Source organism: Acrocarpospora sp. B8E8 (assembly GCF_039871605.1).
In the GTDB taxonomy this organism is placed as follows: domain Bacteria; phylum Actinomycetota; class Actinomycetes; order Streptosporangiales; family Streptosporangiaceae; genus Acrocarpospora; species Acrocarpospora macrocephala.
In genome coordinates this window covers 1-18466 of sequence record NZ_JBDPLV010000127.1, presented here as the reverse complement: position 1 = coordinate 18466, position 18466 = coordinate 1, and the positions used below count along the sequence as shown (strand labels likewise).

The following is an 18466-nucleotide window of genomic DNA, read 5'->3' as shown; positions in this document are numbered from 1 at the left end:
ACCCGCCCTCCCATGGTTTTGTTCTCGGGCCCCGCCCGACCCCGCCATTGCTGTGGGTCACCCACGCGAATAGACCAGCCACCAAGCCGGACCACATTGACGACGTCGGCGGAGATCAGCCGCTGAGGCCGATGGGGCTGACGACGCCCCCGAAGACCAACCACCGACGGGCCACATTGACGGCTTCGGGGGAGATCAGCCGCTGAGGCGGATGGGGTTGACGATGTCGGCGAAGATTAGCAAGCCGCCCATGAAGAGGAGGACGAGGGCCATCGCGTACGTGAGTGGTAGGAGTTTGGCCACGTCGACGTAGCCGGGGGTGGGGCGGCGGGTGATGCGGGCCCAGGCGCGTTTGAGGCCTTCCCACAGGCCGCCCGCGATGTGGCCGCCGTCGAGGGGGAGCAGCGGGATCAGGTTGAACATGCCGACGGCCAGGTTGAGCCCGGCCAGCAGGTTGATGAAGAAGATGATCTTGTTTTCCAAGGGAGCCGACGAGGCCGCGATCTCGCCGCCGATGCGGCCCGCACCGACGACGCCGATCGGGCCGTTGGGGTCGCGCTTCTCGCCGGAGAAGGCGGCGTTCCAGACACCGACCATCTTGTGGGGAATGTCCACCATCGCGACGGCGGTCCTGCGGGTCATCTCCCACATCTCGGAGATCACGTAGCCGGGACCCTGCCGTTCCATCACCTGCGTCGGCTGGACCCCGAGGAAGCCGACCTTCACCAGCTTGTCGGGATCCTGAAGATCCGGCCTGTCCTGAGCGATCAACTCCACACCGACCGTCAGCTCGCGCCCGCCCCGCTCGACCACCAGGGTCGCCGGACCCGCGCCATGGTCGCGGATCATCTTCTGGGCCGCCTCCCAGCCGCCGACCCGCGTCCCGTCAACAGCCACGATCCGGTCTTTGGGCAGCAGACCGGCCTTCGCCGCCGGGGTCAGCGGATCGGATGGCCGGCACTCGCGCTCGGGCTCCTGGGCTTGGGCGACGGGGATCACACACCTGTTCACCACGGAGAGCACCGGCTTCTGCACCAGCACCCCGAAGCCCATCATCACCACCGCGAACAGCACGAACGCCAGCAGGAAGTTCATGAACGGGCCGCCGGCCATGATGATGACCTTCTGCCACCAGGGCTTGCGATAGAAGACCCGGTTCTCGTCGCCTGGGCGGATCTCCTCCGACGCCACCGCGCGGGCGTTCTCGATCAGGCTCTGCCAGGGCCCGGTGGAGACGCTGCGCAGCTTGTTCGGGTCGTCGCTGGCCCTGGGCGGCAACATGCCGATCATCCGGATATATCCACCCAGCGGGATGTGCTTCACGCCATATTCGGTCTCGCCACGCCTGCGTGACCAGAATGTGCCACCGAAGCCGACCATGTACTGCGTCACGCGTACGCCGAAGATCTTGGCCGGGACCAGGTGGCCGATCTCGTGCAGAGCGATGGACACCATGAGTCCGACGAAGAGGAGCAAGAACCCGGCCAGATAGACCCAGCTCATCGGCGCGTACCCCCGTAGCGGAGAAAGGTGTCGTCTCCGATCGAGGGTAGCCCACCATCGCGAGCCTCGCGTCTGCCACTGATGGCCCGCCCTTCGCGGCTAGTTGACCGTGAGTTTGCCGAATAGGGAGATTTCGTTGACACTATGCATCTGGCCGATCACCCTGAGGTAAGGAAGGGGGCTCGTTGATCAGGATCCTGGTGGCCGAACACCTGCCGCTCGTCCGGCATGGTCTCGTCGTGTCACTCGCCGCCGAGAGCGACTTCGAGGTCGTCGCCGAGATCGCGGCCGGAGAGGACATCGTGCCCAGCGCCCTGGAGCTGAAGCCCGACGCCGCCATCATCGACGCGGACCTGCCGGGCGTGGACGGGCTCACCGCCGCGGCCCGGCTGCACGAGAAGGTTCCCCGCTGCCGTGTAATGATCTTGTCAAGCCACCCCAACCCCGGCCAGGTGCGCCGCGCCTTCGCCGCCCAGGCGCTCGGCTACATGAGCATCCAGGTAGGGACGGAGCAACTGGCCGAGGGCATCCGGCGGATCGCGGCGGGCCGCCGGGCGGTCGACTCCGACCTGGCGGTCGCCGCCCTCCAAACCGCCGACAATCCACTCACACCACGCGAACTCGACGTCCTCCGGATCGCGGCCCAGGGCGCGCCATCCAAGGAGATCGCCGACCAACTGTTCCTGTCCGTAGGAACAGTACGGAACCATCTGTCCCGGATCATGTGCAAAACAGGCGCCCGCAACCGAGTGGACGCGGTACGAATCGCAGCGGACTCAGGCTGGCTATAAGTGACACGGCTGACGGCTTCAGCGACGCGGCCGGTGGCGGCGCGGTACCGGCATCTTGTTAGGCGTGCGTATGCAGACGCCGGCATCAGGAGACCGGGTCCCGGGTGAGCCGCGCCGCTCGCCCGGGACCGCGAATTGGTGCCGGTTCGCCTCGGGGGACCATCCCCGCGTGCGCGGGGAGCACTCGGCCGGCGGCACCCCCGCGCCGCCGGAGACCAGAGCGTCCACGAACTTCAGGGTCTCAATTCCATGCGGCCGCTAGCCAGTGACCACGAACACGCCCAGACCCATGAGATTCGTCAGGGACGCCAGATCAGCACCAGCGCGCAGTCGTCGTTGTGCGCCGACGACATCGACGTCACCAGCTGCCGCGCGCCGCCCGCGAAACCGGACGGAAGCAGGCGTTCCGCCTCACCAAGGAGCCGATCCAAGCCCGCGTCGATGTCCCGACCGGGCTGCTCGATCAGGCCGTCGGTGTAGAGCATGAGCGCGTCGCCCTTGCGCAGCACCCCGCTGTCGGGCTCGCAGTGCAGATCGGGCACGACGCCGAGCACGACACCCTTCGCGGCGGAAACCCGCCAGGTGCCCGTCCCCGCGTCGAACTTGACCACGGGCGGATGACCGGCCGAAGTGATCACGTACCCCCCGGTGGAGAGGTCGAGGCTGAGGTGCACGGCGGTGACGAACCCCTCACCCTCCCGCTGCCGGTGCAGGTAGGCGTTGCAGGCGGGCAGGAAGTCCCGCACCGAGCCGAGCAGCCCGCCGAAGGTGCCGGAGAGCATCAGCGCCCGGGTGCCCGCGTCCACACCCTTGCCGGAGACGTCCACGACCGCGATCTCGACCCGGTTGCCCTCCCGCATGGACACCACGAAATCGCCGCCGAAAGAGGACCCACCGGCCTGCTTGAGCACCACCTTGGCGCCCCAGTCCTTGGGCAGCGCGGGCAGCTCGCTCTGCCGTTTGAGCCGATCCCGCAGCTCCAGCAGCATGGCGTCCCCGCGCAGGCCCTGCACCCCGAGGGAACCCCGGGTACGCGCCATCAGCCAGGCCAGCACGGCGGTGAAGCCCACCGCGATCAGCAGGCCAGGACCGACATACCGGTCGTCGGTGGAGAGGGCCAGGTAGGTGAGCGCGACGGCCACGGCGCACAGCAGCATCGCGAGGCTGCGCAGCTTGAGCTGAAGCCCGCCGAGCAGCGTGATGAGGATCAGCAGCGACGGCGAGAACCAGAGCACGGAGACCTTGACGCCGAGCACCCCGATGAGCAGGGTCGCGACGACGAAGGCGACCAGCAGATGACGATCTTTCGACGAACTCTTCCTCACAAACCGGACCAGCGGCACCAAAAACGGCACCCGCACCAATATCGCGCGGAGCCGGGGAGGAATAAGCGGCACCGGACGGGAACTCATGATGCACTCGACTGTATCGGTCGACACCTCCGCAAGGCAGCCTCTTGACCAAGACCTTGATCATTTAGCACGGATATTGGGTGGCCGTCCCTCTTTGCCCGGGCCTACCGTGGAGCGGTGAATCACCCCATACGTCCCATCTCCGAGGCCGAATGGCCCGCGTTCATGGCCGTCCTCGAAGAAGCGTTCGCCGTCACATTCCACCCGGTGGAGATCGAGCGATTCAAGGCGCTCACCCCCATGGAGCGCACCCTCGCCGCCTTCGACGCGGACCTCCCGGTCGGCGTCACCGCCATCTTCGACTTCGACATGACGATCCCCGGCGGCACCCGCCTCCCCGTCGCCGGAGTCACCGCCGTCAGCGTGCTCCCCTCCCACCGCCGCCGTGGCATCCTCAACAGCCTGATGCGCCGCCAGCTCCAGGACATCAAGGAGAGCGGCCAGTCCATCGCCGTCCTGTACGCCTCAGAGGCGGGCATCTACGGCAGATTCGGGTACGGCCGAGCCGCCGACACCGTCTTCTTCCGCATCCCCAAGCACGGCTCCGCGTTCGTCAAGAACGCCCCCACCGACCCCGCGCTGCGCCTGCGCACCGCCATCCCCGCCCAGGCCCGCGCCGAGTTCGAGCAAGTCTTCGACGCCGTGTCCGGCACCCGCCCCGGCCTCTACACCCGCTCCCCCGATCGCTGGGGCTCCGTCCTGGCCGACGAGGAGTTCGACCGCCGCGACGACGGCCGGCTGCGCAGCATCCTGGCCGAGGACGACGGCGGCGTGCGCGGCTACGCGCTCTTCAAGATCAAACGCGGCTTCACCGACCACGACGTGCCCGAGGGCGAGGTCCGCCTGATCGAGCTGTTCGCCGTCGACCCCGCCGCCTACGCGCTGCTCTGGCGGCACGTGCTGGACCGCGACCTCTGCTCCCGCGTGTACGCCTGGAACCGCCCGATCGACGACCCGATCCAGCACCTGATGGCCGAGCCGAGGAACCTGAACGCGGGCACCCTCGACGAGCTGTGGGCGCGCGTCGTGGACCTGCCCGCCGCGTTGACCGCGCGCGCGTACGCGGCCCCGGCCGAGCTGGTGATCGAGGTCGCCGACGAGCCCTGCCCGTGGAACGCGGGCCGCTGGCGGCTCGTCACGGCCAAGGGCACCTGCGAGCGCACCGACGACGCGCCCGACCTGAGCCTGCCCGTCCAGGTCCTCGGCGCGAGTTATTTCGGCGGCCGCTCGCTCATGTCGTACGGCGCCGCCGGCCTGGTCACCGAACACCGGCCAGGCGCGCTGCGGGAGCTGTCCACCGCGATGTCCTGGGATCCCAAGCCGTGGGCGGGCCTGGTCTTCTAGCGGAATCGTCGGAGCAGCGCCGTACAGTACGAGCATGGCCTTGCAGAGCTTGCAGATCACGGCGATCACCGCGATGCGCGCCCGCGATGTCTCGCGCCCGACGGCCGAGCAGCAGGAGGCCGCCGACCGGCGGCCCCTGCGCGACGAGATGCCCAGGCGGGAGACCCGCAAGCCCCCGCTGTCCCCGCGGGAGTCAGGGCAGGGGGGGTAGCTCGCCGGTCCGCTCGTAGCCGGAGAGCATGGTGATGCGGCGGGCGTGCCGCTCGGCCCCGGAGAACGGCGTGGCCAGGAACAGCTCCACGAACCGGGTGGCCTGCTCGACCGGGTGCATGCGGGCGCCGATGCTGATCACATTGGCGTCGTTGTGCTCGCGGGAGAGCTTCGCCGTGTCCTCGTTCCAGGCCAGGGCGGCGCGGATGCCGGGCACCTTGTTGGCGGCGATCTGCTCGCCGTTGCCGGAACCCCCGATCACCACGCCGAGGCTGCCCGGATCCTCGGCCACGCCCGCGGCGGCGCGGAGCACGAAGGGCGGGTAGTCGTCCTCGGGGTCGAAGCCCGCCGGGCCGCAGTCGACCACCTCGTGGTGGTGCTCCTTCAGCCAGGAGACCAGGTGATTCTTCAGCTCGTAGCCGGCATGGTCGGAACCTATGTAGACGCGCACCCCGCCAGTTTCTCAGGTCCACTAGAGTAATGGCCAATCACCCGGCCGACCCCTTACTCGTTCCTGGAGAGCGCGATGCGCGAGATCCGTTATCTTGGCGACCCGGTCCTGCGCACCGCGGCGGAGCCGGTCACGGAATTCGATCGTGAGCTGCGCCGGCTGATCGACGAGATGTTCGCCACCATGTATCTGGCGAGCGGGGTGGGCCTGGCCGGGCCGCAGATCGGCGTGCCGAAACGGCTGTTCGTCTACGAGATCACCAACCGCAAGGGTCACGTGGTGAACCCGGAGCTGATCATCGACGACCCGGACGAGGTGGTCGAGGAGGAAGGCTGCCTGTCGGTGCCCGGGCGGGAGACCGGCAAGCCGCTCTACGCGCCCACGCCGCGCGCGGCGGGCGTCACCGTGCGCGGCTTCGACCAGCTCGGCCGGCCGCTCGCGATCACCGCGCGGGGCATGCTGGCCCGCTGCTTCCAGCACGAGTTCGACCACCTGGAAGGGCGGCTCTACGTGGATCGGCTGCCCAGGGACACGGCCCGCAAGATCATGCTGCAGACCCCCTGACTCACAGCTGCAGCGCCTTGATCTCCAGGAACTCCGCCAGGCCCGGCTCCCCCAGTTCGCGCCCGATGCCGGACTGCTTGTAGCCGCCGAAGGGCGCGAGCGCGTTGAACCGCCCGCCGTTGATCGACACCTGCCCGGTGCGCAGCCGCCGCGCCACGCTCACCGCGCGTTCCTCGCTGCCCGCCCAGACCGCCCCCGCCAGCCCGTACGGCGTGCCGTTGGCGATGGCCACGGCCTCATCCTCCGAGCCGAACGGCACGATCGACAACACCGGCCCGAAGATCTCCTCCTGCTCGATCGTCATCCCGGGCGCGACCCCGGCGAAGACGGTCGGCTCGACGTAGTACCCGCGCTCCAGCGGATAGTCGGTGCCCCCGGTGACGAGCCGGGCGCCCTCCTCCTGCCCGGTGTTGATGTAGCGGATCACCCGGTCCCGCTGGGCGGCCGAGACGAGCGGGCCGAGCCGGGTGCCCTCCGCGAACGGGTCGCCCACCGTGAACGTGCGGGCGGCGGCGACGGCGAGGGCGACCGCGTCGTCGTACTGGTCCCAGTGCACGAGCATCCGGGTCAGCGCCGAGCAGGTCTGGCCGGAGTTCACGTAGGCGTGCGACACCCCGGAGGCGACCGCCTTCTCCAGGTCCGCGTCCGGCAGGATGATGTTGGCGGATTTGCCGCCCAGTTCGAGCGCCACCCGCTTCACGCTCTCGGCGGCCAGCGCGGCCACCCGCCGCCCCGCCCTGGTCGAGCCGGTGAAGGACACCACGTCCACCAGCGGGTGGCCGGCCAGGGCTTCGCCGACCACCGGGCCGTACCCGCTGATCAGGTTGAACACGCCCGCCGGCAGCCCGGCGTCGTGCAGCACGTCGGCCAGCGCGTACGCGGCGAGCGGGGCCACCTCGCTGGGCTTGAGCACGACCGTGCACCCGGCGGCGAGCGCCGCGGCGACCTTGCAGACGGCCTGGTGGAGCGGGTAGTTCCAGGGGGTGATGGCGCCCACCACCCCGGCCGGTTCGCGCAGGATGAGCGAGTTGCCCACCCGGCTCTCCGCGACCAGCCCCTCGGCCATGTCCGCGCAGGACTCCAGCACCCCCGCGGGCATCAGCGTCTGCACCTTCAGCGCCAGGGAGTAGGGCGCGCCCATGTCGGTGGCGATGGTGGTGGCGATCTGGTCGGCCCGCTCCCTGAGCAGCGCGGCGGCGTCGGCGAGGAGCTTGCCGCGGTCGGCGGGCGAGGTCGCGGACCAGGGGATGAAGGCGGCGTGCGCGGCGTCGACCGCGGCTGCCACGTCACTCGGCGTGCCGGCCGGAACCTGGTCGATGACCTCTTCGGTAGCGGGGTTGATCACATCGACCACCTCGCCCGAGGTGGAAGGGGTCCAGGATCCGTTCACGTAAAGGTGACGCATGTACCTCATCCTTGCGCGGGGATTGTCAGATGGCGAGCGCACGAACCAGGAAGTGATGGCGTGTTTCACCTCCAATGGGGACATGCCCGATTGGATCTCCCGGCCGGTCGCGTGCGGTCCCGCGCAGAAGCCGACACACGATCTTCATGTATTCATTTGAGGTGTCTTCGCTCAGCGTACGGCGCAACCACGCGGAAAGCCGAAGTCTTCCAAGATCGGTGAACACCCACAATATCCAGTGGAGAACGATTCCATTCCGGAGGAAGTCCAGTACCACTCAGAGGTAAACCTGCTTCTCCGAACGTTCGTTCGGGTGTCGAACGCCCGAACACGGGGTCCGGGGGGCCTCCGGACAGATGGGGCCTAACCAGAAATCCACCAACTGCGCGTCTGACATTTGTTAGGTCTCGCAACTGGATTAGGGTTTGCATCGATCGACAACCGAAGTCAGAGTTCTCCCTATTCCAGGTAGGGCAAAACTTGATTGCGGCTTTGTCAGAGCGTCGTGGCAGGATTCAGGAGTCCCGTGGCGACGGAGCGGCGGGGTCGTGTGGATGAGGAGCGGATGTGGCAGGCAATCTGACCCGTGACGAGGCCCGGGAGCGCGCCCGGCTGCTGACCGTCCAGTCGTATGCAGTGGAACTCGACCTGACCGAGGGCGAGGAGCGGTTCGAGAGCGTCACGACCGCCCACTTCACCTGTGCCCAGCCGGGGGCGGACACCTTCATCGATCTGCACGGCGCGCACCTGCGCTCGGTCGTGCTCAACGGAACCGAACTGGACATCAGCGCGTATGACGCGGAGCGTGGCCGGTTCCCGCTGCCGGGTCTGGCCGAGCACAACGAGGTGCGGGTCGACGCCGACGCGTCCTACATGCGCACCGGCGAGGGTTTGCACCGGTTCGTCGACCCGGTGGACCAGAAGGTCTACCTGCACAGCCAGTTCGAGACCGCCGACGCGCACCGGATGTACGCGTGCTTCGACCAGCCTGACCTCAAGGCCACCTTCGAGCTGACCGTCATCGCGCCGGGCGACTGGGAGGTCGTCTCCAACGCGGCTCCCGACTCCGTCACCGAACTCCCGGCCCACGAGGGCCGTCATGGCACGCTCCAAGCCGCCAAACGATGGCACTTCCCCGCCACCCCGGTCATGTCCACCTACATCACCGCTCTCGTCGCGGGGCCGTACGCGGTGGTCAGGGACGAGCACGACGGCATCCCGCTGGGCCTGTTCGTCCGGCAGTCGCTGGCCGAACACCTGGACGCGGACAACCTCTTCGCGGTCACCAAGCAGGGCTTCGACTTCTTCCACCAGGTGTTCGGGCTGCGCTACCCGTTCGGGAAATACGACCAGCTGTTCGTGCCGGAGTTCAACGCGGGCGCGATGGAGAACGCGGGCTGCGTCACGTTCCTGGAGGACTACGTCTTCCGGTCCCGGGTGACCGACGCCATCATCGAGCGCCGCGCGGAGACGCTGCTGCACGAGATGGCGCACATGTGGTTCGGCGACCTGGTCACCATGCGCTGGTGGGATGACCTGTGGCTGAACGAGTCGTTCGCCACCTACATGTCGGTGCTGTGCCAGGCCGAGGCCACCCGGTGGGGGCAGGGCGCGTGGACCACGTTCGCCAACGTGGAGAAGGCCTGGGCGTACCGGCAGGATCAGCTGCCGTCCACCCACCCGATCTCGGCTGACATCCCGGACATGCAGGCCGTCGAGGTCAACTTCGACGGCATCACCTACGCCAAGGGCGCCAGCGTGCTCAAGCAGCTGGTCGCCTACGTGGGCCTGGACAACTTCCTGGCCGGGGTGCGCGACTACTTCAACGAGCACGCCTGGGGCAACACCGAGCTGAAGGACCTGCTCGGGGCGCTGGAGCGCACCTCGGGACGCGACCTGTCGTCGTGGTCCAAGGAGTGGCTGGAGACGGCCTGGGTCAACACGCTCCGCCCGTCCTTCGAGGTGGACGCGACCGGCAGGTTCACCAGCTTCGAGGTGCTGCAGGAGGCCCCGCCGGCCTACCCGACGCTGCGCTCGCACCGCATCGCCATCGGTCTCTACTCGATGGAGGAGGGCCGACTGGTCCGGGTCAAGCGGGTCGAGCTGGACGTGGTCGGCGCCAGAACCCCGGTGCCCGAACTGATCGGCGAGGCCCGTCCCGACCTGGTGCTGGTCAACGACGACGACCTGACCTATGCCAAGATCCGCCTCGACGAGGGCTCGCTGGCAACCTTGGTGGGCGGCGGCATCGTCGCGTTCACCGAGTCGCTGCCGCGCGCGCTGTGCTGGTCGGCGGCATGGGACATGACCCGCGACGGCGAGATGGCCACCCGCGACTACGTGCGCCTGGTGACCTCGGGCATCGACGCGGTCGGCGACATCACCGTGCTGCAGACCGTCCTGCGCCAGGCCCGCCTCGCGGTCCAGCAGTACGCGGCGCCCGAGTGGCGGGCCACCGGCCTGGCCCAGCTGGCCGACACCCTGCGCGAGCTTTTCAACGGCGCCGAGGCGGGCTCGGACCGCCAGCTGGCCTACCTGAACGCGTTCTCGGCCGTGGCCACCTCGGCCGAAGACCTGGCGATCCTGCGGGACATCCTGTCCGGGGCGGCGGTGCCCGACGGGCTGACCGTCGACGCCGACCTGCGCTGGACGCTGACCCACGCGCTGGTCTCCGGCGGGGTGCTCGGCGCGGCCGACATCGACGCCGAGCTGGTCAGGGACGCGACCGCCACCGGCGAGCGGTCGGCGGCGGCGGCCAGGGCGGCCATCCCGACGGCGGCGGCCAAGGCGGAGGCGTGGGCGGTCATCACCGGTGGCGCGCTGAGCGGCGCGCTGCTGCGCTCCACCGTGCAGGGCTTCATGGATCCGCACCACGTAGACCTGCTGGAGCCCTACGGCGCGGCCTACTTCGAGGAGGTCGGCCAGATCTGGAAGTCGTGGACGTCCGACATGGCGCAGACGTTCGCGATCGGCTGCTACCCGGCGCTGCTGATCTCACAGGACACGATCGACCGCACCCAGGAGCTGATGGCGGCCTCCCAGCCGCCGCACGCGCTGCGCCGGCTGCTGCTGGAGGGCGCGGACGGCATCGCCCGGGCCCTGCGCGCCCAGGCCAAGGACTCCTGAAGCACCAGGGGAGGCCCGGGGCGACCCGGGCCTCCGGCCGGGTCCATGAGAAAGTGATCTGATGGAGTCAGCCCAGGACCTGCTGATCGCGCTCGCCCGGCGGTATTCGTTCGGGGATGTGGGAGCGCTGGCTCCCGCGGTCCTGGCCAATCCGGTCAAAGCCGCCCACGTCTCAGCGGTCTGCGAGTTCGGGCAACGGTTATTGACGCTGGACGCGGAAGATTTCGCCAGCGAGCTGGACGTGCCGACGATCCCGGCCGATCTCCGCCGCCGGGCCCGGGCCTGCCACATGCCGCAGACGCCCAAGGGGCAGCCGCGCGGCGCGCTGGATTCGCTGCGCCCGGCGTACGCGCTGCTGCTTGAGGTGATCAAGGTCCGCTGGGACCAGCGCGAGCTGAGCGCCATGATGGCCGCGCTGCACATCGCCGCGGAATACCTGCCGCTGCTGGCGTACGAGACGGTGCTGGGCCATTCCGGCGATCCGGCCCGCTGGCCGGAAGGGCTGCGCGCGCCCGGCAGCAGGTTCGGCGTGATCGGCGACCGCGACTGCGACCACACCCGCTCCGAGCAGTCGGCGACCGAGCGCACCCTCCGGGTGGCGGGCGAACCGGGCGAAGGCTGGCGCGCCTACTTCGACCGGCAGCACAGCCAGGTCGCCGGCGCGCTGGCGACCTGCGTCGCCAAATGCCGCAATCCCTGCCCGGCCATCGAGTGGGTGCCCGACCGCGAGGACCTCGCCCTGCGCTGCCGGGCCGCCCTCACTTTCGCCGAGACCCCGTTGGTACGGCTCCGCCACGCGGCCCCGGTCGGCCACGGCTTCGGCGTGCCCTCCCCGGAGGAGGTGCTGGACGCCTGGCAGCGCAGCCGGGGCGCGCTGGACAAGAACGGCATCGGGCACCAGGTCATGCGCCGGGACGGGTTCCCGCTGGCCGGACTGCCCAGCCTGTTCTCCGCCATCGCCGGCGCGGACCTGCGCCCGGCCCGCCTGCTCGCCGACGTGTCGGAGCACGTGATCTCGCTGCTGCGCGGTTAGCGGGCGCGGGCGGCGAGGGCGCCGATGCCGCCGGCCAGGCCGCCCATCAGGTCGCCGACGCTGAACCTGGTCGCCATGGACATGGCCACCAGGCGGCAGTCGCCGTCGGAGAGCCGCTGCCTGGCCAGCTCGCCGGTGACGATCTCCAGGCCGCGCCCGGCCGTGTCCACCATGATCAGCACCGAGTACGGCGCCTGCGCGCCCAGCGCCGCGTGCAGGCGTTCGGCGAAGTGCCGCCGCGGGCCCTGGGAAGGACCGGTGTACACGGCGAAATGCAGCCCGGTCCTGCTGTTCGCGTTTCGCACGACCGTACGGATGTCGACGGCCTGGAGTGTGGAGAGGGTTGCCATCTAGATCACCACCCCGCCGATGCGCCGCCGACATGGCGGCCGGGTTCCGCGGTCTCGGCCAGCTCGGGCCAGTCCACGTGCGGTGGATCGCCGCGCGGGACGACGGTGGTCAGCTCCAGCGAGGAGCGTCCCACCCCGTGCTCGGTGTCGTACGGCCCGCCGATCCAGACGACCTCGTCCTTGTTCCGACGCCGTTTCCGACCGGACAATACGAGCACCAGCAGCCCGACGACCACGAATATCGTGCCGGACGTGATGACAAGAAACGCAAGAATTTCCGGCGCACTGTCCATATATCGAGATTACGCCTGAGTTCGGATATTTCCTAGTCCCAGATCTGCGGTCTGCGGTCTCCCCAGAACCCCCCGACCGACGCTTCTACCTGCGATGACAGGGAAATCAGGAGGCCCTCCTCGCCGTACCGGCCGGAAAGCATGACGCCGATGGGCAAACCCTCGGGAGTCCAATAGAGCGGCAAATTCACGGCCGGTTGCCCGCTGACATTGCTGGTGGCGGCAAAGGGAGCGAAAGCTTTCATTCGCTCGAAAGTCTCCTTGGGGTCGTCGACGTCCTCGAACCAGCCGACCGGGGCCGGGGGCTGGGTGACGGTGGGGGTGAGGACGGCGTCGTACTCGTTGGTGATCAGCAGCGCGAACCGGGTGGCGAGCTGGAGCGCCGACTGGGCCTTGAGGAAGTCCGGAGCGGGCGTGAGGAAGCCGCGCTCGCGCAGCCAGGCGGTCAGCGGGCGGAGCTGGGGCTCTAGCTCCTCGGCGACCGGGTGCATGCAGGCGAAGCTAAACCACATGCGCTCGAACTCGGGCACCATGTCCGGGCCGAACGGCGAGGCGATGTCGACGATCTCGTGACCGAGGCCGGCCAGCACGGCGGAGGCGCTCTCGTAGGCGGCGCGCACCTCCGGGTGCACCTCGGCGTCGGCGACCACCGGGTCGATGTAGCGGGCGATGCGGAGGCGGCCGGGGTCGCGCCCGGCGTACGCGGTGAAGGAGCCGAGGGCGGGCGGGGGCGCGTAGTAGAGGTCGCCCGGGTTGTTGTGGGCCATCACGTCCAGCAGGGCGGCGGCGTCGGCGACATCGCGGGTGATCGGGCCGTTGCTGGACAGGCCCGCCAGGTCCGGGACGATCGGGGCGAACGAGATGCGGCCACGGCTGGGCTTGATGCCGTACAGACCGCAGACGGAGGCCGGGATCCGGATCGACCCCGCTCCGTCACTGCCCTGCGCGGCGGGCGCGAGCCCGGCGGCCACAGCCGCCGCGGCGCCCCCGCTGGAACCACCCGCCGACCTGGTCACATCCCACGGAGTGCGGGCCGGCTCGCTGACCGCGGTCTCGGTGTAGCACGGCAAACCGAACTCTGGCGTGCTGGTCTTACCCAGCATGATCGTTCCCGCGTCCCGCAGTCGTTCCACCACGCTGTCGTCGACCGGGGCGACGAACCCCTCGTACGTGGCCGAACCAAAGTAGATCGGCACGTCCTTCACCAGATTGAGATCTTTGATCGGAATCGGCACGCCGAACAGCGGACGCTTCGCCGGATCCTGCGTCTCCAGCTGTCCTGCCTGGTCAAGTGCCATCTCAGCGGTCACGGTGACATAGGCGCCGACCGACGCGCCAAGCCTGTCGATACGGTCCAAGTAGTGCTCAGTGATCTCAACCGGGGACAGTTCACGGTTCCGTACGGCCGCCGCCAACTCCAGCGCGGTAAGGTCATGAATGCTGGTCACGCTACTGAACGGTAAGCGGCCGACGCGGAGATATCTAGAGATGGTGCCCACAAATGGTCCATGCGAATCTGCAGAAGCGGGCCACAAAAGTATGAACCAGGCAACACTAGGCAACCTCTTGGCGGCTCAACTACCGTGAGTGACGTGGATACCGGTCTAGCGCCCGATGAGGGTCACGATACGTCACCGATCTGGGTGAGCGATCGTGAACGATCCTCGACGCGACCTGATGCGCCCGCGTCGACGTATGCGCCCGTAGAGCGCGCATCCCTGCAGAGCATGCTCAAGCAGCCCAAATACCAGCATCTGCGGCGACGTGCCCTGATCGCTGTAGCGGCCGGAGTCGTCTTCGGCGTGCTGCTGCTGAGCTGGCGCGTCGGCCTCACCGCCGCGATTCTCGCGGCCATCGCGGACACCGTCTATCGGGCCAGGACCGCCTCTTCGGTCCCCGCCTGGCGGCGTCCCTCGGTGGCCGAGCGGCGGACCGAGGGCCAGCTCAAGAAATTGGAACGTGGCGGCTACAAGACTCTGCACGCCCGCGCCATCCCCAACAGCGACGCCCAGATCGACCACCTGGTCGTCGGGCCCACGGGGGTGTATGCGGTCGACTCCGAGAAGTGGGACAGGCGGCTGCCCGTGCGCGTGCAGTCGCACCGCAAGCTGTTCCACGGCCCCTTCAACCAGAAACCCCGCCTCGACGAGGCCCGCTGGGAGGCGAACCAGGCCAGCGACCTGATCACCCAGGCGCTCGGCCGCGAGGTCACGGTCGTGCCGTCCCTGGCGATCTACGGCCCCGCCATTCCCTGGCGGATCCTCAACATCCGGGACGTGGACGTCTTCTCCGGCGGCCTGGTCCGCAAGTGGATCACCAAACGGGAGAAGTCCCTGACCACGGCCGAGATCGACTCGATCTACCAGGCCGCGGAACGCGTCCTCCCACCGCGCTACGGCGACGACTGAGTTTCGTCTTGTACGGCCTGCGCCAGGTGTGGCGTGGGCCGTACCGCTTTGTGGGATGGACGTCTCAATGACTGGGCGGCGGGTCGTAGCATAGGGAGACTCAAGCGTCTTTCCCTTGAACGTCGTCTTCCGATGGGAGTCCCGGCCATGCCCGCCCTCAGGTCTCGTACGGTCACTCACGGCAGGAACATGGCCGGAGCCCGGGCCCTGCTCCGGGCGACCGGGGTAGCCGGCAGCGATCTCGGTAAGCCGATCATCGCCGTCGCCAACAGTTTCACCCAGTTCGTGCCCGGGCACGTGCACCTGCGCGAGGTCGGTGACGTGGTGGCCGGGGCGATCCGGGAGGCGGGCGCGATCCCGCGCGAGTTCAACACGATCGCCGTGGACGACGGCATCGCGATGGGCCACGGCGGCATGCTCTACTCGCTGCCGTCCCGGGAGCTGATCGCCGACGCGGTCGAGTACATGGTGAACGCGCACTGCGCGGACGCGCTGATCTGCGTCTCCAACTGCGACAAGATCACCCCAGGCATGCTGCTGGCCGCGTTCCGGCTGAACATCCCCACGATCTTCGTCTCCGGCGGCCCGATGGAGGCCGGCAAGACAACCGGCCGCAAGCTGGACCTGATCGACCCGATGATCGCCGCCGCCAATGACAGCGTCTCCGACGCCGAGCTGCTGGAGATGGAGGAGAACGCCTGCCCGACCTGCGGCTCGTGCAGCGGCATGTTCACCGCCAACTCGATGAACTGCCTGGCCGAGGCGATCGGCCTGGCGCTGCCCGGCAACGGCACCATCCTGGCCACCCACCTGGCTCGCAAGAAGCTGTTCCAGGACGCCGGGCGGCGGCTGGTGGAGATCACCCGGCGCTACTACGAGGACGACGACGAGAGCGCGCTGCCGCGCAGCATCGCCACCAAGGACGCGTTCGAGAACGCGATGGCGCTGGATGTGGCCATGGGCGGCTCGACCAACACGATCCTGCACATCCTGGCCGCGGCCCGGGAGGCCGAGGTGGACTTCGGCCTCAAGGAGATCAACGAGATCTCGCTGCGGGTGCCGTGCCTGTGCAAGGTGGCCCCGGCGACCGCGAAATACCACGTCGAGGACGTGCACCGGGCCGGAGGAATCCCCGCGATCCTGGGCGAGCTTGACCGGGCCGGGCTGATCCACCGCGACGCGCTGACCGTCAACGGCGGCACGATGGCCGACCTGCTGGCCCAGTGGGACGTGAAGTCGCCGACCGCGATCCCCGAGTCGGAGGAGTTGTGGCACGCCGCGCCGGGGAACGTGCGGACCGTCAAGCCGTACTCGCAGGAGGCGCGCTGGGACACGCTGGACCTGGACCGGGCCGAGGGCTGCGTCCGCGACGCCGAGCACGCCTACACCCGCGACGGCGGCCTCGCCGTGCTGTACGGCAACATCGCCGTCGAGGGCTGCATCGTGAAGACGGCCGGGGTGGACGAGTCGATCTGGCGCTTCTCCGGGCCCGCCGTGGTGTTCGAGTCCCAGGAGGACGCGGTGGAGGGCATCCTCGCCAACCGCGTGCGCGAGGGCGACGTCGTGGTGATCCGCTACGAGGGCCCGAAGGGCGGGCCCGGCATGCAGGAGATGCTCTACCCGACCTCATTCCTCAAGGGCAAGGGCCTCGGCAAGGCCTGCGCCCTGGTCACCGACGGCCGCTTCTCCGGCGGCACGTCCGGGCTCTCCATCGGCCACGCCTCCCCCGAGGCGGCGGAGGGCGGCGCGATCGCCCTGGTCGAGGACGGCGACATCATCGAGATCGACATCCCCGGCCGCTCGATCGAACTCAAGGTCAGCGAGGCCGACCTGGCCGTCCGCCGCGAAAACCTCCTCGCCGACCTCGGCCGCTACCGCCCCCGCAACCGCAACCGCCCGGTCACCGCGGCCCTCCAGGCATACGCGGCTCTGACCACGTCAGCATCCACGGGCGCGTCCCGCGACCTTTCCCAGCTATCCCGCTGACGCCTTCAGACGGTTTCCGCTAGAGGTTCACGGACACGCCCGCGAGCTCGGCGACCTGTCCTCCCAACCCGGCCCACGCCGGAGCCTAGGACAGCTTCGCTGAGCACTCCCGGGCGCGTCCGCAACCCCCTGCGACCTGCCCCACCAGCCACCCCGCCAGCCCAGAGCCCAGGGCAACTTCGCTGAGCACTTATGGCCGCCCCTGCCCACGGGTTGCCACGACCACGCCGCCGGTTCCGGTGAGCGGCCGTGTTGAGAGGGCCAGTTCTGCTGGATTCCTCAAGCGTGCGTTCGAAAAATGTCAGTGCTGCTCGGTAAAATCTAGGGTATGGCCAACGTCATTAGGCACACGGGGTCGTTGACGACCGCCGAAATCGCCGCGCTCGCGCTCTCGCTCGCCCACCTCGGCACGGGCCCGCAGTCCGTGACGGCCCGCCGTGGGCTCCGGCACGCATTCGAACACCTCGACCTCGACGACGACGTGATCGCGACCACGCTCTCCACCCTGACCACGCCGATGCCCCCCGACGTCGCCCGCCGCGCCCGCGCGGTCGCCGGCGCCATCACCACCCGCCAGGTGGTCCGCCTCCAGTATCTGGACGCCGGCTCCACCCTCACCGTCCGCGACGTAGAGCCGGTGACCTGCCTGGTCCACCGCGACTACTGGTACCTCGTCGGCTGGTGCCGCCTCCGCCGAGGCATCCGCGCCTTCCGCTTCGACCGCATCATCTCGGTCGAGCCCACCGACATCCCGGCCCGCCCCCACCTACCCGAGCGCTACTTACCTTTCCAGCGCCGCAAGGTCGCCTGACACCCTCCGGGCGATCACCAGACACCTCGGGTCCTGCCGGGCACACGTCCAGCGACGTGGGCCTGGCCGGGCTCGTGCCACTTGGGTCTTCGCCGGGCGCTCGAGTGGTATCTGTGGCCCTTGCTGGGGTCACGGAGCCCACGCCGAGCGCTCGTGTACTGCCTTGCTGGGGTGACGAGGCTCACGCGGGCGCTCGTGGAGTGCCCTTAGCTTGCCGGGCGCTCTGGACGGGCGGGCTTAGCGGCACCCGGTAGCTAGGCGATCAGCCGCAGCAACCGCCGCCACAACATCCCCCGCCGCCGCCACCGGAAGCGCGTGGCGCGGCTCCTGCCGACGCGGCCCCCGTCACCGCCACAGTGGACAGCAACTTCACCGTGTCGTCATGCCCATCCGGACAGGTCGCAGGCGCGTTCGCCTCGGCCATCGGACGGTTCAACTCAAACGTGGAACCACAGGACCGACACCGAAAGTCATAGCGAGGCATACGCGCATCATAATCCGTGTCGTGACCACCTTGGCGGCGCGTGCACCCAGAAGCCACCGACCGCGAAACGGCCACGACCCTGGGTGAGTATCAGTCGCCTTCTGACCGCCAATTGATCACCGTGGAACTCCCACCCACCCACCCCTTTGATTCCCCTCGGGCTCCGCCCGAACCCGTCATCGCTGTGGCTCCCCACACGAAACGACAACCACAGCACCGGGGTTCTCCCACCCGCCACCCACAACTTCAAGCCGGAGCTCCGTCCACTCACAGGGAGCCCATCCCATGCCAATGG

At 68.9% G+C, this 18466-nt stretch carries 17 protein-coding genes; 9 read left to right on the top strand and 8 right to left on the bottom strand.

Going from position 1 to position 18466, the window contains the following annotated elements; all coding sequences use genetic code 11:
- Nucleotides 1-195: 195 nt before the first annotated feature.
- Complete coding sequence (locus ABGB08_RS52610; RefSeq protein ID WP_347607446.1) at nt 196-1503, bottom strand: M50 family metallopeptidase; 1308 nt, start codon at nt 1501-1503, stop codon at nt 196-198.
- 185 nt (nt 1504-1688) lie between these two features.
- On the opposite strand from ABGB08_RS52610, the gene ABGB08_RS52605 reads away from it, so the two are divergent.
- The gene (locus tag ABGB08_RS52605) at nt 1689-2294 is read left to right on the top strand and encodes a response regulator transcription factor (protein ID WP_155360270.1); all 606 of its coding nucleotides are present in this window, start codon (nt 1689-1691) and stop codon (nt 2292-2294) included.
- 299 nt (nt 2295-2593) lie between these two features.
- Here ABGB08_RS52605 and ABGB08_RS52600 read toward each other — a convergent pair whose 3' ends face one another.
- The gene (locus ABGB08_RS52600; RefSeq protein ID WP_347607443.1) at nt 2594-3706 is read right to left on the bottom strand and encodes a PP2C family protein-serine/threonine phosphatase; all 1113 of its coding nucleotides are present in this window, start codon (nt 3704-3706) and stop codon (nt 2594-2596) included.
- Between the two features lie 117 nt (nt 3707-3823).
- Here ABGB08_RS52600 and ABGB08_RS52595 point away from each other — a divergent pair, with 117 nt between their 5' ends.
- Both ABGB08_RS52595 and ABGB08_RS52590 read left to right on the top strand, forming a co-directional pair.
- Nucleotides 3824-5050 carry a GNAT family N-acetyltransferase gene (locus tag ABGB08_RS52595; RefSeq protein WP_347607441.1) on the top strand — a complete coding sequence of 409 codons (1227 nt, stop codon included), beginning with the start codon at nt 3824-3826 and terminating at the stop codon, nt 5048-5050.
- 34 nt (nt 5051-5084) lie between these two features.
- Nucleotides 5085-5261: a hypothetical protein gene (locus ABGB08_RS52590; protein ID WP_347607439.1), complete on the top strand. Its 177-nt coding sequence runs from the start codon at nt 5085-5087 to the stop codon at nt 5259-5261.
- Here the strand turns inward: ABGB08_RS52590 and ABGB08_RS52585 are convergent.
- On the bottom strand, nt 5244-5711 hold the full coding sequence (locus ABGB08_RS52585) for a ribose-5-phosphate isomerase (RefSeq protein ID WP_347607437.1): 468 nt from the start codon (nt 5709-5711) through the stop codon (nt 5244-5246). The genes ABGB08_RS52590 and ABGB08_RS52585 overlap by 18 nt on opposite strands.
- A 75-nt stretch (nt 5712-5786) precedes the next feature.
- On the opposite strand from ABGB08_RS52585, the gene def reads away from it, so the two are divergent.
- Nucleotides 5787-6275, top strand: coding sequence for a peptide deformylase (def, locus tag ABGB08_RS52580; RefSeq protein ID WP_347607435.1), 489 nt, complete (start codon nt 5787-5789; stop codon nt 6273-6275).
- Nucleotide 6276: 1 nt separating this feature from the next.
- On the opposite strand, the gene ABGB08_RS52575 is transcribed toward def, so the two are convergent.
- Nucleotides 6277-7680, bottom strand: a complete 1404-nt coding sequence (locus ABGB08_RS52575; protein WP_347607433.1) for an aldehyde dehydrogenase family protein — start codon at nt 7678-7680, stop codon at nt 6277-6279.
- 567 nt (nt 7681-8247) lie between these two features.
- Here ABGB08_RS52575 and pepN point away from each other — a divergent pair.
- Complete coding sequence (gene pepN, locus ABGB08_RS52570) at nt 8248-10806, top strand: aminopeptidase N (protein WP_347607431.1); 2559 nt, start codon at nt 8248-8250, stop codon at nt 10804-10806.
- 61 nt (nt 10807-10867) lie between these two features.
- Entirely contained in the window at nt 10868-11839 is a 972-nt protein-coding gene (locus ABGB08_RS52565) for a hypothetical protein (protein WP_347607429.1), read from the top strand.
- Here the strand turns inward: ABGB08_RS52565 and ABGB08_RS52560 are convergent.
- The 3 genes from ABGB08_RS52560 to ABGB08_RS52550 are packed head-to-tail and all read right to left on the bottom strand — an operon-like array spanning nt 11836 to nt 13930.
- On the bottom strand, nt 11836-12189 hold the full coding sequence (locus tag ABGB08_RS52560) for a DUF5130 family protein (protein WP_347607427.1): 354 nt from the start codon (nt 12187-12189) through the stop codon (nt 11836-11838). The genes ABGB08_RS52565 and ABGB08_RS52560 overlap by 4 nt on opposite strands.
- A gap of 5 nt (nt 12190-12194) precedes the next feature.
- The gene (locus ABGB08_RS52555) at nt 12195-12482 is read right to left on the bottom strand and encodes a hypothetical protein (protein ID WP_155360280.1); all 288 of its coding nucleotides are present in this window, start codon (nt 12480-12482) and stop codon (nt 12195-12197) included.
- A 32-nt stretch (nt 12483-12514) separates the two neighbouring features.
- Entirely contained in the window at nt 12515-13930 is a 1416-nt protein-coding gene (locus tag ABGB08_RS52550; protein ID WP_347607425.1) for an amidase, read from the bottom strand.
- 279 nt (nt 13931-14209) lie between these two features.
- Between ABGB08_RS52550 and ABGB08_RS52545 the strand changes: the two genes are divergently transcribed.
- The 3 genes from ABGB08_RS52545 (at nt 14210) to ABGB08_RS52535 (ending at nt 17687) form a co-directional block, all read left to right on the top strand.
- Nucleotides 14210-14890, top strand: coding sequence for a nuclease-related domain-containing protein (locus ABGB08_RS52545; protein WP_246269073.1), 681 nt, complete (start codon nt 14210-14212; stop codon nt 14888-14890).
- Between the two features lie 147 nt (nt 14891-15037).
- Nucleotides 15038-16876 carry a dihydroxy-acid dehydratase gene (ilvD, locus tag ABGB08_RS52540; RefSeq protein WP_347607423.1) on the top strand — a complete coding sequence of 613 codons (1839 nt, stop codon included), beginning with the start codon at nt 15038-15040 and terminating at the stop codon, nt 16874-16876.
- A gap of 328 nt (nt 16877-17204) precedes the next feature.
- On the top strand, nt 17205-17687 hold the full coding sequence (locus tag ABGB08_RS52535; protein ID WP_155360284.1) for a WYL domain-containing protein: 483 nt from the start codon (nt 17205-17207) through the stop codon (nt 17685-17687).
- A gap of 262 nt (nt 17688-17949) precedes the next feature.
- On the opposite strand, the gene ABGB08_RS52530 is transcribed toward ABGB08_RS52535, so the two are convergent.
- The gene (locus ABGB08_RS52530; RefSeq protein ID WP_155351877.1) at nt 17950-18171 is read right to left on the bottom strand and encodes a zinc ribbon domain-containing protein; all 222 of its coding nucleotides are present in this window, start codon (nt 18169-18171) and stop codon (nt 17950-17952) included.
- Nucleotides 18172-18466: the final 295 nt, after the last annotated feature.